At 59.5% G+C, this 16374-nt stretch carries 12 protein-coding genes and 1 tRNA gene; 6 read left to right on the plus strand and 7 right to left on the minus strand.

Annotated elements, in window-relative coordinates:
• The first annotated feature begins 96 nt into the window (after window positions 1–96).
• The 5 genes from cpdR (at window position 97) to GGR30_RS09545 (ending at window position 6036) form a co-directional block, all read left to right on the plus strand.
• A complete protein-coding gene (gene cpdR / locus GGR30_RS09525) occupies window positions 97–459 on the plus strand; it encodes a cell cycle two-component system response regulator CpdR (RefSeq protein WP_024708997.1) in 363 nt (120 codons plus the stop codon).
• Window positions 460–641: 182 nt separating this feature from the next.
• Window positions 642–716, plus strand: a tRNA-Val gene (locus GGR30_RS09530).
• A 496-nt stretch (window positions 717–1212) separates the two neighbouring features.
• The gene (locus GGR30_RS09535) at window positions 1213–2871 is read left to right on the plus strand and encodes a M35 family metalloendopeptidase (RefSeq protein WP_183485434.1); all 1659 of its coding nucleotides are present in this window, start codon (window positions 1213–1215) and stop codon (window positions 2869–2871) included.
• A gap of 636 nt (window positions 2872–3507) precedes the next feature.
• Window positions 3508–4662 (plus strand): acyltransferase family protein, encoded by a 1155-nt coding sequence (locus GGR30_RS09540; RefSeq protein WP_183485436.1) that lies wholly within the window; start codon window positions 3508–3510, stop codon window positions 4660–4662.
• A gap of 216 nt (window positions 4663–4878) precedes the next feature.
• Window positions 4879–6036, plus strand: a complete 1158-nt coding sequence (locus tag GGR30_RS09545; RefSeq protein WP_183485439.1) for a PDDEXK-like family protein — start codon at window positions 4879–4881, stop codon at window positions 6034–6036.
• 197 nt (window positions 6037–6233) lie between these two features.
• Here GGR30_RS09545 and GGR30_RS09550 read toward each other — a convergent pair whose 3' ends face one another.
• The 7 genes from GGR30_RS09550 to GGR30_RS09580 form a co-directional block, all read right to left on the minus strand.
• Window positions 6234–7670 (minus strand): M20 family metallopeptidase, encoded by a 1437-nt coding sequence (locus tag GGR30_RS09550; protein WP_246413714.1) that lies wholly within the window; start codon window positions 7668–7670, stop codon window positions 6234–6236.
• Window positions 7671–7803: 133 nt separating this feature from the next.
• A complete protein-coding gene (locus GGR30_RS09555; protein WP_183485443.1) occupies window positions 7804–9345 on the minus strand; it encodes an ABC transporter substrate-binding protein in 1542 nt (513 codons plus the stop codon).
• A gap of 36 nt (window positions 9346–9381) precedes the next feature.
• Window positions 9382–10242, minus strand: a complete 861-nt coding sequence (locus GGR30_RS09560; protein WP_183485446.1) for a serine hydrolase — start codon at window positions 10240–10242, stop codon at window positions 9382–9384.
• 1 nt (window position 10243) lies between these two features.
• Window positions 10244–11869, minus strand: a complete 1626-nt coding sequence (locus GGR30_RS09565; RefSeq protein WP_183485449.1) for an ABC transporter ATP-binding protein — start codon at window positions 11867–11869, stop codon at window positions 10244–10246.
• Window positions 11866–12684, minus strand: coding sequence for an ABC transporter permease (locus GGR30_RS09570; protein ID WP_183485452.1), 819 nt, complete (start codon window positions 12682–12684; stop codon window positions 11866–11868). The genes GGR30_RS09565 and GGR30_RS09570 overlap by 4 nt, the downstream gene beginning before the upstream one ends.
• Complete coding sequence (locus tag GGR30_RS09575; protein WP_183485455.1) at window positions 12681–13625, minus strand: ABC transporter permease; 945 nt, start codon at window positions 13623–13625, stop codon at window positions 12681–12683. The genes GGR30_RS09570 and GGR30_RS09575 overlap by 4 nt, the downstream gene beginning before the upstream one ends.
• A 167-nt stretch (window positions 13626–13792) precedes the next feature.
• On the minus strand, window positions 13793–14698 hold the full coding sequence (locus tag GGR30_RS09580; protein WP_183485459.1) for a LysR family transcriptional regulator: 906 nt from the start codon (window positions 14696–14698) through the stop codon (window positions 13793–13795).
• Window positions 14699–15062: 364 nt separating this feature from the next.
• On the opposite strand from GGR30_RS09580, the gene GGR30_RS09585 reads away from it, so the two are divergent.
• Window positions 15063–16370, plus strand: coding sequence for a GGDEF domain-containing protein (locus GGR30_RS09585; protein WP_183485462.1), 1308 nt, complete (start codon window positions 15063–15065; stop codon window positions 16368–16370).
• Window positions 16371–16374: the final 4 nt, after the last annotated feature.

Here is a 16374-nt window from a genome sequence, read left to right on the forward strand (position 1 = left end):
GGAAAGTTTGAGGCCCTCTTTATTGCTTGTTTACGACATAGGGTCTATCAGACCGGTTAAGACAAAAAGCCTCAATGCGCCGATATGGTTGAGCCGATGGTACTGAAAATTCTTCTCGCGGAAGATGATGACGACATGCGCCGTTTCCTGGTGAAGGCGCTGGAAAAGGCCGGCTACCAGGTTGCCGCCTTCGACAATGGCGCAAGCGCCTATGACCGGCTGCGCGAGGAACCGTTCTCGCTGCTTCTGACCGACATCGTGATGCCGGAGATGGACGGCATCGAACTTGCGCGCCGGGCGACCGAGCTCGACCCCGATCTGAAGGTCATCTTCATCACCGGCTTTGCCGCGGTCGCGCTCAATGCCGATTCGGCCGCGCCCAAGGATGCCAAGGTTCTTTCAAAGCCATTTCATCTGCGCGATCTCGTCGACGAGGTGGAAAAGGTTCTCGGCGTCTAGGCCAACACCCATGCATTCGATTGCCGCGCCGATCCGTGATCTTGCCTTGTCGCCCGGCTGATCGAAAAGCCGGCGAGGACGTTTTCATCCGGGCTTCAGCGAGGGAAAGCGCAAAGCGACAAAAAAGCTTCAAAAACCAGTTGACGCCGTCGCCAAAGTTTGGAATACACCGCGCCACGGATGGGCGTGTAGCTCAGCGGGAGAGCACTACGTTGACATCGTAGGGGTCACAAGTTCGATCCTTGTCACGCCCACCATCCAGTTTATTGATATTCGAGGGCTTTCGCTGACGGCGAAGGCCCTTTTTGCGTAGCGCGCTCTAGGTTTATCGGACCTGGCCGCCCCATATCCTCCTTCGCCTCACCTCTGTCGCTCGCCCGGTCGTCCATCCGAAACCGGAAAGATCAACGCTTACACCCGGTAGTATAAAGCGTTGCCCCTCCAAACACATAAGAATATTAAACCTTTGCACCCACAGCGCTCCCACAGTTGCGCGATCTCTATCCAAAGAGATTGACCTCTGGATCGGCGGCGTATTCGAGATCCGGGAAGTGCTCCAGAAACGCGGACACGCTGACGAAATCCGGGAAGAAGATCATTCTGGCATCGCGGAAACCGGGAATTCTCTGAGAGTCCAAGCGTGACCTTGCAATCCGCAAAGCCCGGCGTGATTTACCACGCCAGATGCATGACGCATTTCAGCTTGCAGCAAAATACTATTTATGGTAGCAAATTTACCTAAATAACTACTGAATGCAGAAATATTACGTGCAACCAAAATCACCGCGAGGTCTGCCGATGCTCCGCTTTTTTGTCGCACTTGCCTTCTTTGTCTTCCCCGCAATTTCCATGGCCTCGCCTCACTTGAAATGCGAGTTCTTGCCCGTGAAGACGGTCTTTCGCGCGGGCGAGCCGGTGATTTTTCGATTCTCGCTCAGGAATCCGGAGGCAGACAAGGGGATCTACATCCTCGACTGGAATCTACCTCTAGAGGATCGACCAACAGACAACAACCTGGACGTGTTCCGCAATGGAATACCGGTTGAATTCAAAGGAAAGCATATCAACCGCGGCAACCCTTCGGCCGATCAATATGTATTCTTCGCGCCCGGCGAAAGCAAATTCGCGACGATCGACCTCGGAAAAATCTTCGATCTTTCCGAATATGGGGATTACCTGGTTGTTCCTCATTTCATCGCCCAGGATTTTATCGAAGAAGGGGACGGCAAGCCGCCACATACAAAGGACGCGTTTGAGTATCTCCGGCTTGAGTGCGATCAAACCGGATTCAAAGTCGTCGGCGACCCTGCTCCGAGCAGGGACATCAAAAGTCCATCGGAACTTCCACTATCAGGAAGGCCGCCCAGCAGCTTGGCCGCCGGCCCGTTTCTCGTAGGCTGCAACACTGTTCCTCAAGTGGGGGCCATAAGGAGCGCTTATACCGCCGCAACGGCTAACGCCGCGATTGCCTATGACTGGACCGATAAATTGCTTGCAGGGTCATTGTCCAACACTTGGTTCGGCAAATTTTCGTCGCAAACTGCCAAAGACAGCGTTGCGGCCGTCATAGAACACGTCGCCGCCCATTTCAAAAGCCAGACAACAACAATCAACTGCTCACCGCCGCCGAACGATTGCGAGGAAGACACTCTTGCCTATGTGCAGGACGGCCAGAATGACACAATCTGGCTCTGTCCGGCATTCTTTGAGGCGGACGCCTCGGATCAAATCGATACGATCTATCATGAGGTAACGCATTTCTTCGGAACTGAGGACGACGCCTATGGCGAATCAAACTGCCGCAAACTCGCGGAGAGGAATCCTACACAGGCGCAAAACAATGCTGACTCCTTCAGCTATTTTGCCGGGCAGGCTGCAGGGTGGATTCCCGACAACTGGTATCCGGAAGGTTGGTGGAAAGGGACGGCGCCGGCATGCTCCGGCGATTGCGATCCGCACGGCGGACCTTTCCCTACCATTGCGTACTGCGTCTCAGCTCACGGATCATGCGCATATACGTCAGCGATGAAGCCGCCCGGAAGCGGCCACTATTGCAGTTCTGGGCGCAAGGCATTCTGCATGCCGCAGCCATATGTGACGGGCGGCCCTACTTTGAGCGGAAATCCGAGTGGCGGCCCGCCGCCTCCTGGATTGCAGGACATCATTGACAAAGGGCAATGGTACGGAACGGCACCTGCTTGTGCCGCAGACTGCCCGTCTGGCCAATTTGCTCTGTGCCGCACTTCTGCTTACGATAGGTTTTCGACATGCGCCTATAATGAACAGTTGCCACTGGCATGGTTTCCCTCCTTCGACCACGATTGCGACGCTGGCGGCAGGAAAGCTTTTTGTGTTCCCGTCACCGCGCTGTATCCGGACCAAAAATTGCCATCAACGCCCACCATTCCCTGAGACAAGGAGTGCCGTGAACGCTTCGTTTTCACTCTGTCAGGTGAGCTGTCTCTTATTTGGTCTGAACCAGAATTGCAGACTTGGCCGAACTGGGATGACGCTGTTCTAAGAATAAATCTCTGCTTGGGGCGTTATGCTCAAGGTGCTCCTGCTTTTTCCGAACCGATCAGCAGGTCATTTGCTTCTCCTGGTGGTCGGCGCATCAACGAGTTATTCGAGGGCTTTCTCTGACAGCGAAGGCCCTTGTTGCGTGGCGGCCTGCCGGTCGGAGCTGACACCCGCCATACGGCTCGCCCTGGCGAGAAAGGGATGCACGTCAGGAGATGCGCTGCAGGTTTCGGGACAATCCGCATCTGGCCCAGGCGCAAGGATTTTCGGGTCCGCCGCTTTGTTCTGCGGGTGTGTTTCACGGCTCGCCCGACGACCGTCAGAAAACTCTGGAGGGTTCGAGAACCGGCTCTCTTACCGCAGAATATGCGTTTGCGCCCCCCGTTTTCGGTAAGATCGGCTAAGGTCAGACTCCAATATTTCTCTAGGCTTGGCTCTGTTCAACGTCGCAGGCTCGCGGTATATTTTCGCCAAACGATTGCTTTTATGATCTCAATTTTACCTAGTTTCACTTAACGGATTTGAACATTGAACCGGCTTTATAATTTGGATTTTTTGCGAGGCGCCGCGGCCTTTTTGGTGCTTGGCGGCCACCTTCGCGCCTATTTGATCGTGGATTACAGTCAGATCATAGCTGAGGGAGACAGTGTAGGGATCGGAGGCAGGATTTTTTATCTTCTGACGGGGCTTTCACACGAAGCCGTGATCATATTTTTCGCCTTGAGCGGATACCTTGTTGGCGGAAAGGCCTTCTCCGACACGCTTTCAGACAGGCTGTCATGGCCTCTGTATTATGCAAGGCGATTGTCCCGCCTCTGGATCGTACTGATACCGGCGTTGTTATTGACGCTCATATTCGACAGCATCGGGTTAAGACTGACCGATGGTGTCGGATATGACGGGATATTCACAGAGACCTATCCATCCGGCCCAGGCCTTGGCGCAGATAAGGATGGCCTTACGCTCACATCGTTTATCGGAACGCTTTTGTTTGTTCAGACCATTTTCACGCCGACCTTCGGTAGCAATGGGCCAACCTGGAGTCTGGCAAACGAATTCTGGTACTATGTAACAATTCCGCTCATCTTCTGGCTCTGTATGTCAAAATCCGCTTTTCGGTCGAAAGCTATTGGCGTCGTCGTTTTGATCCTGAGCTTGATCATAATTCCCGCCAGTTTCTATGAAGGTGCACTGATCTGGACTGCCGGCGCTTTTGCCGCGCTGTCGTTCAAAACCCAGATCGGCGGCCGCATTTTCAGAATGCCGGCGGTGCAAATCCTCTCAACGCTAGCGATACCCCTGTGCCTTGTCGCCACCAAGCTGTCGCCAAACTTCAATGACCTTGAACTCGGCCTAATCGTTGCGCTGGCACTTCCCGGACTGGCGAGTTTTCGCACGAAAATTCCCGGTTTTTCAGCCACATCTCATGCAATTTCCGAAATATCCTACACGTTGTATCTGACCCATATCCCCCTTTTGACTCTCATCGTTATGGTCGGATTTGCTCCGGAGAGATTTCCCGTGTCACCTTATTCGCTGGCTCTCTTTTTCACGTTTTTCCTGGTTGCTGTCGGCTGGAGCGCGCTCGTCTGGTGGCTGTTCGAGCGTCACACCAATGAAGTATATGGGTGGGTCAAGAACAGACTGGGCAAAGTCGGCTCCTCGAAGCCACAGGGGATCTGACAGCCAAAAACAGTCGGCGTCGCGCCAACCGGTCCGACAAGCAGCAGGCACCCCGGACTTCGGCCGGCTCCGCATGTTACGTCGAACAGAAGACGGAACGCCGCCATATACGCGACGTTTACCTTGAGCTTCCTTGAACCGGCAACGACAAGCCGGCAATGTAGCACATCAGAATCAGGGCATCGCCCGTTCGGGACGAAGTCGCAAGGGTGTTTCATGGATGATGTGCGGAAGGCTGCGGTGGATTGGCTCAACCAGTCGCCGCTATATCGCATGTCACTCGGCTCCCGCGAGCTGTTCCATACGAATTTTCTGGCATGGCTTTTCGAGCAATACCCGTCGTCGCTGGCCATATTCGGCGTGGAGGGCACCGGCCCCTGGCAAATCAGACGCGAATACAAGCATATCGATATCGCTGTGTTTTCAGCCGGTGAAACAAGACCTCGCCTGATCATCGAAAACAAGGTCAAGGACGTTGTCAGGCCGGCGCAGCTAAACCGCTATGCGGAAACCACTTTTCCGGACGCCGCAAGCCGGGTCGTCTTGTCTCTGGTGCCGTTCGATAATTCGGCAAGCGGATGGCTATCAATCACCTATCTCCAACTGCACCTGTTGATGACCAAGTGGCTGGAAACGGAAGATGTCGGCAACGCACGCGATAGCCTGTTCATCGAGGAATATATCAATCTCATCCGCAACCTCGGCCTGATTTGCGAGAGCGCATTTGATGCCGCGTCGATAGAGAATGAATACTGGTTCGGAAGGAACGCCTACTACGGCGAGCTATCCAGGATCGGATTCCATGACACTCTGTCGAAGTATCAGGCTCAGATTTTCGCCCGTCAGATGGGCGCGCGCTTGTCAGATCACATGACTGTTGCGTACCGCGGCGGTGAGACGCCTTCGGGCAAGCATGTCTTGATCTGGACGGACCTCTTTCGAGCGACACCGTGCGCAAGTTTCGTCGTCGTGCCGGATGCCGCGAAGCACATTCCGCGTCTGGAGGTGCAGATTCAGGGCCGGCAGTACCGGCACATGTTCGTGCACCCCGAACTCGAAAACGCCATCGAAGCTAGCGCATCCCTGGAGGATCAGACCATCCTGCGAACGGCAGTCGAACAGCTTGGCGGATATAATTGGCTGTTTGGCCGGGAAAAACATGCTGGCTGCTTTGCCATTCAAAGGCCGGATGGCAGCGTCCGTCACGTCCGCAGCGCCATGCGAAAGCCCTTGAATTCCTACAGACCAAATGTTGTCTATCAGTATCTGGACATAGACGCTGACGGTGGTGAAACGCGTCTGACCGTCGATGAACTCTTCGAACAGACCCGCCATGACCTCGAATTCGCCTTCGCCCTGCTGGAACGCGGTTGATCAATCCGCGAACCCAATTGCGCTCCAGAGAGGCGTCCGCGTGAGCGGGCGCTAAGGGCATGCTGCCCGCGCCATGGCCAGACAAGAGGCGGGGCCTGCCTGGCTTCCAGCGCGGCATTGAAGCATGTCGCAGTCGGATGGAAACATCTGGCGACCGGAAGACCGGTATCCACTTTTCCAGCAAACGCACTGGACGCTTATGCGCGCGCAGGCAGAGCCTTTTCTGCGGAGCGAGTTTCATCGCGGCGCTTGCCGGTCTTTTCTGTCCATTCGCCGCGTGCCCGCGCAATCAGGTCCGGTTCCGAGACCGCCTTCAGCCCGGTCGCTGCGATAGCCTTGGCAGCGTGGACAAGAGCCTTGTGCGCAGCCGCGCTCTTGCCCTGGGCAACCACCTGCCATGTGTGCGGATTGGTGCCGATCGCCCAGGCGGGCGCCCAGCATTGCGCCGTCGGCGTCACCCAGCTTACGTCTCCGACGTCGGTCGACCCTGCACGGAAATGGGAATAACCCTCGAAAGCCCTCAGGCCCCGATGCAGCGGCATGGAGCTATCGACCGGCTTGTTGGAGAGCGCGTCGCCCTTGATCTGGTAGAGCCTGATACTGCTGTCGATCGCTTCCTGTGAGAAGGTCGACTGGATGTCCCTGGCGAAGGCCTCGTCAGCTTCATCGAAGGGCACCGGGCCGAGTGCCGTCATCTCTTCATGCATTGCCGTTTCCAGCGTGATGTTTGGGAGAAGGCTGTTGGTTGCCTTGCCGAGCTCGATTTCGAGGCTCGTCCCGGTCATCAGCGCCGCCCCCTCCGCGACCTTCGTCACCCGCTCCGCCAGCGCGCGGGCGCCGACGATCTCGGGCGCACGCACCATATAGCGACCGGCCGCGCGCGCCTGAACGACATTCGCAGCCACGCCGCCGGCATCGGTAATCGCATAATGAATGCGGCAGTCGGTCGGCATGTGCTCGCGCAGGAAATTGATGCCGATATTGGTCAGCTCCAGCGCATCGAGCGCCGAACGCCCGAGATGGGCGGCGTTGGAGGCGTGGGAGGCCGTGCCCTTGAAGCGGATCTCATATTCGATCACCGCGAGATTATTGGTCGATCGCACGCCATTGAACGGCGCGGGGTGCCAGGTCAGCGCGAGGTCGACATCATCGAAAGTGCCGGCCTCGGCCATGATCGTCTTGGCTCCGCCCCCTTCCTCTGCCGGGCAGCCATAGTAGCGTACGGTGGCCGACAGGCCGGCAGTTTCCAGATGGCGGGCAAGACCCACGGCCGCCAGAAGCGAGCCCGCGCCTAGGAGGTTGTGGCCGCAGCCATGCCCGCTGGCGCCCGGCCTGTCGGATATTTCCTCGGCGATGCCCGCGATCTGATTCATGCCGGCAAGGGCGTCGAATTCGCCGAGAATGGCGATCACTGGCTTGCCAGAACCATATTCGCCGACAAAGGCGGTCTCCATGCCGACAAGGCCACGGGTCACGCGGAAACCGTATTGTTCCAGAAGCGCGGACTGGAGCTTCGCCGAGCCGAATTCCTCGAATTTCAGTTCGGCCAGGTCCCAGATCCGGTCGGAAAGTTCGATGAATTCCGGCTTCAATGCCTCGATTTCGTCCGCGAGTTGTTCGATCGCTAGCGTCATGCTTGGGGTCCTGAGTGCTGAGATACAGCTTTTTGGGTCGTGAAGGCTCGCGCGGCCCGTCCGGCGGGCCGCGTGATCCATTTGTCGAAAGGAAGGTGCGGCGCCGCCGGAACGACGCTGCAGCGAAAGGCAATCAGTCGACCGTGATTTCCCAGACGCGGGGATTGCCCTGCCAGACCGGAGCGCCCTCAAGGCCCTTGGCGGCGGCCCAGATGTCGACCATGTCGTACATGAACAGGCCCGGCATGTCCGCAAGCATCAGCGTGTGGAAATCATCGAAGATCTGCTGACGCTTGTCCTGATCGGTCTCGCGATAGGCGGCGTCGAGCAGTTCGACTGCTTTCGGATTTTCCCACATCAGCGAGGTGTTCTCGTCCTTGTCGCCGACATAGAAGCTCATCATCAGCGCCGGGTCGAGACGCGGCGAGACCGACTGCGAAATCACCTGGTAATTGCCCGAGCGGCGGCGCTCCACCTGGGTCGCGTAGTCGAGCACTTCGATCTGAACATTGAGGCCTGCCTGCTGCATCATCGCCTGGGCGATGATTGCCGCCGGGTAGCTTGGAACATTGCCGCGGCGGTTGGCGATGATGGTGATCGGCTCGCCATTATAACCGGCCTCCTTCAGTTCCTTCTTCGCCGCCTCGATGTCGTAGGGCAGGCATTTCTGCTGGGTCTCGCTGTAGTAGATCGAATTGGTGGCGATCATCGAGCAATTGGCCTTGCCGGTTCCGTTGGAGGCGGCCGCGACAAGCTGCGGCAGATCGAGCGCCATGGCCATGGCCCGGCGCACGCCCGGATTGGCGATCACCGGATCGCGGGTCTGCATGTAAAACAGGTTCTTGCCATTATTGACGGCAACGATCAGCTTGCTGTCATCCCGGTCCTTGAACTCCGGCATCAGATCGGGCGAGACCTCGGCAAGATCGAGCGCGCCGGACTGGATGCCGGCCTTGACCGTCGCTGCGTCGGGAACGACCATGAACTTGACCCCCTCGACCAGCGGCGCCTTGGCACCGACCGTGCCATCGGGCTTGCCGTCATTTTCCGGCGAGACATAGGCGTCGTTCTTGATCAGATGAACATATTCGCCCTTCTTCCACGTATCCCACTTGAACGGCCCGGTACCGATCGGGGCGACGAAGCTACCATCATCCCCCACCGATTTCGGCGAGAGCATGCCGGTGAAGCCGCATTCCGGACGCGCCATCAGGCCGAGGAAAACCGCGGACGGCTGGGCAATCGTCATCGTCACGGTGTCGTCATCGGCCTTTTCGATACCGGTGAGCTTGACCACCCGGCTGCCGTCGAAATCCGGCAGGCAGCGCCATTTATTGTCAGGATTCATGTAGCGGTTCATGTTCCAGACCACGTCGTCTGCCGTCATCTTGTCGCCATTGTGGAAGGTGACGTCGTCACGCAGGTCGAACGTGTAGGTCAGACCGTCTTCGGACATGGACACGGACTTGGCGAGCAGCGGCTTTACGGCGCCGTTTTCCGTGTAACCGACGAGACCTTCCATCATGTGCATCATGATCGCGTCGGTGTTGCCGTCGCGATTGACGCCCGGATCATTGGAGCGCAGGTCGGAGGAGAGCGCGACGACGATGTCGCGGGCATCGGCCGCCTGGGTGAGTGCCACCAGCATGGTGCTGGCCAGTATCAGTTTCTTCATGTTCGTCCCTCTTGCTGTTGGTTTTTTGAGAAGCCTTCAAAGTCCGGTGAAACAGGCGCGGGCCAGCCGGCCGATCGTTTCAAGCGCTACCGTGTAGCCGGGAAGCCCGTCCGGCATGGTAAGCGGAACCCCGTCCGTATAGGCGGCGAGGATGAAGAGCGGCGCACCATCGCGATAAACGATGCCCGCATCCATTCGCCCGCGCTTGCCCCGGCCGCCCTTGCTGGCGATCACCGTGTCGAAGGGAAGGCGCGAGTGAATTCCGTAGCGCAGGACCTGTGATTTCAGCATTTTCAACGCGAAGGCCGAAAGATCCTGCGAAAGACCGAGCCGCGCGGCCGCTTCGGCGTCGCTCTGGGCAGACAGAATGGTATCGAGAAGCATCACCTGGTCGGCCGCCGTCGTTACCGTCACCGCGTCGAGCGGATGATCATGCGCCAGCGCGATCGGTGGGATCAGGAAACGGTGATGCGTCCCCGACATGCCGATCGCCGCGCAATAGGCCGAGACTTCTTCGAGCGTCAGCCGTTCGAACACCATATGGGTGCAGACATTGTCGGAAAGCGTGATCATGCCGGCGATCGCGTCGCGCAGCGACAGCACCATGCCGGGCGTCATATGCCGCAACACGCCGCTTGCCACCTGTTCGGCGTGGCGCGGCTCGTAGGTGATCTTCTCGTCGAAGCTCAGCCTTCCTTCGTGAATGGCCTTCAGCGCCGCCATCATGATCGAGATCTTGCGGGTGGACGCCGACGGCGTTTCTTCGCTCGCGCCACGCTCGATCACCTCGCCGGTGAGCATGTTCTTCACTTTGAAGCGCACGGTGAAGTCCTGTGCATTACAGATCTCCGCAAGCGCGGCGGCGGTCTTTTCGGTGTTTTCGGTTCTCATGTTCATGTCAGTCTTCCAGCCGCCATTTGAGTTTCACGCCGCCGGTCTCGTTGAAATCGAGCGCGGGAATGGCGGAGAGCAGACGTCGCGTATAGGCATGCTGCGGGTTGTCGAAAATTCCGTCGCGCGGCCCTTCCTCAACGATCTCGCCATGCTGCATCACGATCACCCGGTCGGCGATCTGCTCGACGACCGACAGGTCATGGCTGATGAACAGGCAGGAGAAACCATGCTTCTTCTGCAGGTCGGCAAAGAGGGCGAGCACCTGAGCCCTGACCGTCACGTCAAGCGCGGAGACCGGTTCGTCGGCGATCAGCAATTTCGGTTGGCGTACGACGGCGCGGGCGATGGCGACACGCTGGCGCTGTCCGCCGGAGAGCTCATGCGGCAGCCGGTTGGCGAATTCCTCCGGCAGGCCGACCTCGGCGAGCGTGGCGAGTGCCCGTCGCCGTCGCTCGGCGGAAGAGAGGCCGGGCATGGTGCGCAGCGCCTCCTCCACGAGTTTCAGGATGGTCATGCGCGGGTCGAGCGAGGAATACGGGTCCTGGAACACCATCTGGCAGCTTCGCCGATAGGTCGCCCAATCCTCCTCGCGCGGACGGCCGCCGAAACGGATCTCGCCCGAAGTCTGGTGGATCAGCCCCGCGATGGTGCGGCCGAGCGTCGTCTTTCCCGAACCGGAACCACCGACGAGGGCCACCACCTCTCCCTGACGGATCGTCACCGAGACGCCATGCAGCGCGCGCTTGGCCTGGCTCTGTCGAAACAGCGCGCCGGCCTTCAGGTAATCGACGATCACATCCTCGACGGCGAGCACTGGCACGTCTTCACTCTGAAAGGCGCGCGTTTCGCCGCGCCCGGGAAGCGAGGAGAGGAGCTTGCGGGTATAGGGATGCTGCGGTCTGGTCAGAATATCCTCGGTCGTGCCGCTTTCGACGACAACGCCCTTTTCCATAACCGCGATGCGGCTCGTGTAGCGCGCCACCATCGGCAGATCATGGCTGATCAGCAGCACGGCCGTACCCTCGGCCCGTGTCAGCTCCACCATCAACTCCATAACGTCGCGCTGGATCACCGCATCGAGCGCCGTTGTCGGCTCGTCGGCGACAAGCAGCGCCGGCTTCAGCAGCATCACCGAGGCGAGCATGATGCGCTGGCGCATGCCGCCGGAGAATTCATGCGGATAGGCCGACAGCGCCCGTTCCGGCTCGACGATGCCGACCCGCTCCAGCATGGCGAGGATCGCTTCCCGGCGCTTTGACGGCGAAAGTCCCGTATGCAGTTTCAGCCCTTCCTCGAGCTGCCGTCCGATCACCATGGAAGGGTTGAGCGAGGTCATCGGCTCTTGGAACACCATGCCGATGCGCGCGCCGCGCAGTGAGCGCAGGTCGCGCGGGCTCATGGCGAGCGTGTCCTGGCCCTCGAACACCGTCTCGCCTGTGGTCGGCGTGATGCCTGCCGGCAGAAGCGCCATAAGGGCTCGGGTCGCCAGCGTCTTTCCGGAGCCCGATTCGCCGACAATACCGAAGATTTCGCCGGGACGGACGTCAAAGGAGATGCCGTCGACCAGTTTCGCGCCATCGCCGCGGCAAAGCGTCAGGTTGCGTACGGAGAGGAGGATGTCCTTGTTCATTTCAGCCCCCTCATGCGCGGGTCGAGCCTGTCTCTGAGAGCGTCGCCCAGAAGATTGATGCCGAGAAGCGTCAACGCGATGCAGAGTCCTGGAAAGACGCCGAGCCAGACGGCCTGCTCGATGAACGGCCGGCCGGCGGCCAGCATGTTGCCCCAGGTCGGCGCCGGCGGCGGCACGCCAAGGCCGAGAAAGGACAGCGCGCTTTCCGACAGGATGGCCCAGCCGAACATGGTGGTCGCCAGCACCGACATCGGAGCCAAACAATTGGGCAGGATATGGCGGGCCACGGTATAGAACTCGCTGTTGCCCATCAGCTTCGAGGCCTCGATGAATTCGGATTCGCGCAATGTCATCACCACGCCGCGCACCAGCCGCGCCATCGATGGCGTATATGCAATGCCGAGCGCGAAGATGATGCCGTACTGGTTTGCCCCGAAGACCGCGAGCAGGCCAAGCGCCAGAAGAATTCCGGGAAAGGCGAGCAGCGCGTTGTTGACCGCCATGATCAGCCCGTCCGTCAGGCCGCGGGCATAGCCGCTGACAAGGCCGATCAGCGTTCCCGCGACGACGGTGAAGGAAACAGTCAGCGTGCCGATCCAGACGCTGGCGCCGGCGCCGACCATGATCCGGCTCAAGACGTCGCGGCCGAACTCGTCCGTTCCGAGCCAGTGAAGAGCGCTCGGCGGCTCCAGACGGGCGAGGAAATCGAGTTGCAGCGGGTTGTAGGGCGTCCAGACCGTGCCGATCAGGGCGACGATGAGAAGCGTGGCGATCAGGAAACCGCCGATGAGGGCGTTATAGGAAAACTTTCTCATTGCGCCGTCACCCGGGGGTCGAACAGCGGATAGAAGAGATCGATGATCAGATTGACGACGACATAGGAGAGCGCGACGAACAGCAGGCACCCCTGAATGACCGGATAGTCCCGCTGGAAGATGCTGTCGACCATCAGCCGGCCAAGGCCCGGGATCGAGAACACGGTCTCAATGACTGCGATGCCGCCGAGAAGATTGCCGAGGATGAGGCCAATCATCGTCCAGGTGGGGCCGAAAGCGTTCTTGAAGGCGTGATGCCAGAGGACCGCCATTTCAGACAAGCCCTTGGCGCGGGCATGGGTGATGTAGTCGAGACGCAGCACTTCCAGCGTCGAGGCGCGCGCCATGCGCAGGAGAACGCCCATCTCGTGCATCACCAGTGTCGCCACCGGCATGATGATGTAGATCAGGCCTTCGGTGAAATTGTCGCGCAGCGACACATAGCCGAGCACCGGCAGCCAACCGAGCTTGAGACCGAACAAAAGGAGAAGAAGCAGGCCGAGCCAGAAGGTCGGGATCGAAAGGAGAAGCGTCGCGGTGCCGACCAGAGCAAGGTCTGCGGCGGAATTCTGCTTCCAGGCGGCGATCACGCCGGCGGGCACCGCAAGGAGAGCGGCAAGCACCACCGCGATCAGGACGATTTCACCGGAGATGACGAAACGCGAGGCTACCAGCGGCAGAACCGGCTCGTCATTCACGATCGAGCGGCCCAGATCGCCGGAAAGCGCATTTTCCGTCCAGATCAGAAATTGCTGCGGAAGCGATTTGTCCAGACCGAGCTCGCTCTGCAGTTCGGCGATCTGCTTGGTGTCGGCCATATCGCCGAGCATGAGCGCGGCGGGATCGCCCGGAATGAGCCGGATCAGCCCGAAGACGGCGATGGAGACGATGATGACCGTCGGTATCGCCATCGCCACGCGGTGGAGAAAGAATCGCAGCATTTATACCCCTCGAATGCCTGCCTTTCGGGCGGCAGGCCTGTTTATTGACAAAAAGTATGACGGAGCGAAAAAGAAGCTGCAATATTATGAAATTCTTCATAGTAATATGCGGATGCGCCTAGCAAGTCGGGCGTTCATCGTGGCGAGACCCTCATAGGTTCGGACCTTCAGCCGGCAACCTGGGAGCGCTCGATCTGCCGTTTCAGCGCCGCCATCAACCCGGTCGCGGCAAGCGACATTGGCACGCCTTCCGCGGTTGCGATCCCGAAACGCTGCGTCAGTTCGGGCTCGAAGAGCCGTTGCACAACCGGCAGGTGCTTGTAGAGATTGGCGTAGAAGCTCGAGGCAATCGCGATCCCCAGCCCCTGGGCAGCATAGGCGCAGGCCGATGAGTTGGAATGGGTTTCGATCCGCACGTCCGGCCTGACGGCCTCGTTCTGCAGCAGCCTGTCAAGCATGACGCGGTGGGCCCGCAATCTGCCGAGCATGATCAGCGGCTCTCCGCGCAGGTCCTCGGGCCTGATCACGGTATGGGCGGCAAGCGGGTGGTCGCGATGCATGACGGCGACGCTGCGGCCTTCGGCGACGATTTCGAGATGAATGCCGGGCGTGATCTCGCCTTCGTGCCGCAGAAAGCCGAAATCGATCACCCGCTGATCGATCATCCGCTGGATCGTCATCGTGGTCTCGAAATAGGTCTCCACCCGCACGCCCGGAAAATCATCGCGGTAGTCCTTCAGCATGGCGGGCGCGAAATTCTCCCACATGCTGTTCGGCAGGCCGATACGGACGACCTCGGTCTCCGAGGCGCCGGAGCGGATCTCCTCGGCAAGCTCGCTGAATCGCGCCAGGTTGAGCAATACGGTCTTGGCCTCCGCCTCCAGCGTCCGCGCCTCCGGCGTGGGCACCAGCCGCCCCTTCACACGCAGGAACAGAGTGAGGTCGAGATCGGTTTCAAGCTGCTGAATGAGACGGCTGACCCCGGACTGGCTGAGCCCGGTGCTTTTCGCCGCGCTCATCGTCGAACCGGTCGAAAGCACGGCGCGGAAGACCTCGAGCTGTTTGATGTTCATGCGATTTCGTCTCTTTGCGGTTTGGCTTCGCGAACAGGATCACGATAATGCCTTCGTTCCTTCAGGCAAGCCATGGCGGTGACGACCGCGAAAGCGCTCCCGCCAACCGGAAAACAACTTGCGGATTGTTGAACCTTTTGGCGAGGCAGTGTTTTAGTACCGGCCTCAAGACCCTCCGCTTTTCCAGCGTCGGCAGAGCCGCGCGACCAATAGCGAGGCTCCCGGCAGGGCCCAATGAACAATGTTACGCACAGCCCTTGGCAAAGCGAGAGGCGTGGTGTTGCGACCAGGACAAGCGCCTGACGCATAACGGACTTTGCGTTCCGGAGGCGGCGCGGACCGACGAAAGCTGGAGACGAACCGAATGGATGAAGAGATGAGAGTCAGGCCGGTCAGGCGATGGCTTCAGAGCCTTTCCCTGAGAGCATGGCTCGTCTTTGGATTTCTTCTGGCGCTCCTGCCGGTGATCCTTTTCTCCGCTGTCTGGTACACGCAATATCGCCAGCAAGTTGCAGAACCTTTCCGCAATGTGCTTCACACCCAGCACCGCGTGCTCGTCTCGCTTGAGCGGATCCAGGCCAATCTCTGGGACATCGCGGCTTCGGTCAATGACTATGCCAATAGCGGGGAAGAGCATTATCGCAACGATTTCGAAGCCGCCGAGCGCGACATTGCGACCCATCTGCGCGACCTTGAGCAGACGACTAGCGCCTATCCCGCCTTTTCTCCGATCCTCGAGGGCGTGGAGCAGCAATGGGCAGGTCTTCTCACCATCGCCGCCAGCGTGGAGCCGGATGGCGACAACGCCGATCCAACGCTGATCCGCTTCGAAAGCGTGATCGCGGAGACCGGCAAGCGGGTCGAGGACATTGCCGAAACCATGCGTCTGATGAACGAGGAGAGCCATGCCCGCGCCCTTGAGGTGATGCGGCGGCTGGAAATCTTCGCCATCATTGCCGGCCTCCTCGCGATATGCTTTGCCGCCGCCGGAATTTACATCATCGACCAGGCGCTGATCCGTAGCACCGACAAGCTGGTCGAGGGCGCCATGCGGGTCGCCGACGGCAAGCGCGACCGGGAGATCGACGTGCGCGTGCCGCCGGAGCTCGCCTCCGTCGCCCAGGCCTTCAACGCGATGCTGAAGCAGATTGTCCTGCAGGAAGAAAGGCTCGCCGCGGCAGCGCGCGCAGACGGACTGACCGGGCTGGACAACCGCCGCGAATTCGACCGCGCGCTCGACGCCCGGATTCAGAGTTCGCGCGAGACAAACCAGGCATTCGCCCTGCTCCTGATCGATGTCGACCATTTCAAGGCCTTCAACGACAGCCACGGCCACCTCGCCGGCGACGACGTGCTGCGCCAGGTAGCCGACGTCCTTGCGCGCAACGCCCGCAAGCAGGATCGCGCCTACCGCTATGGCGGCGAGGAATTCGTGATGATTATGCCGGGATTGAGAGCCTATGAGGCTGCTGCACTCGCCGAGCGCGTCCGCAAGGCGATCGCCGAGCATGTGATGATCCTGCCCGACGGCAGCGAAAATCATATCACGGTCAGCATCGGCATCTCCGTCTTCAACCCTCAGGCCAGCCAGCCGGATATCGTTGATTTGGCCGACAAGGCGCTCTACACCGCAAAGACGGAAGGGCGAAACCGGGTGAAGGTCACCGCGTAGGCCC

The sequence above is a fragment of the Martelella radicis genome (assembly GCF_014196625.1).
GTDB classification, from domain to species: Bacteria; Pseudomonadota; Alphaproteobacteria; order Rhizobiales; family Rhizobiaceae; genus Martelella; species Martelella radicis.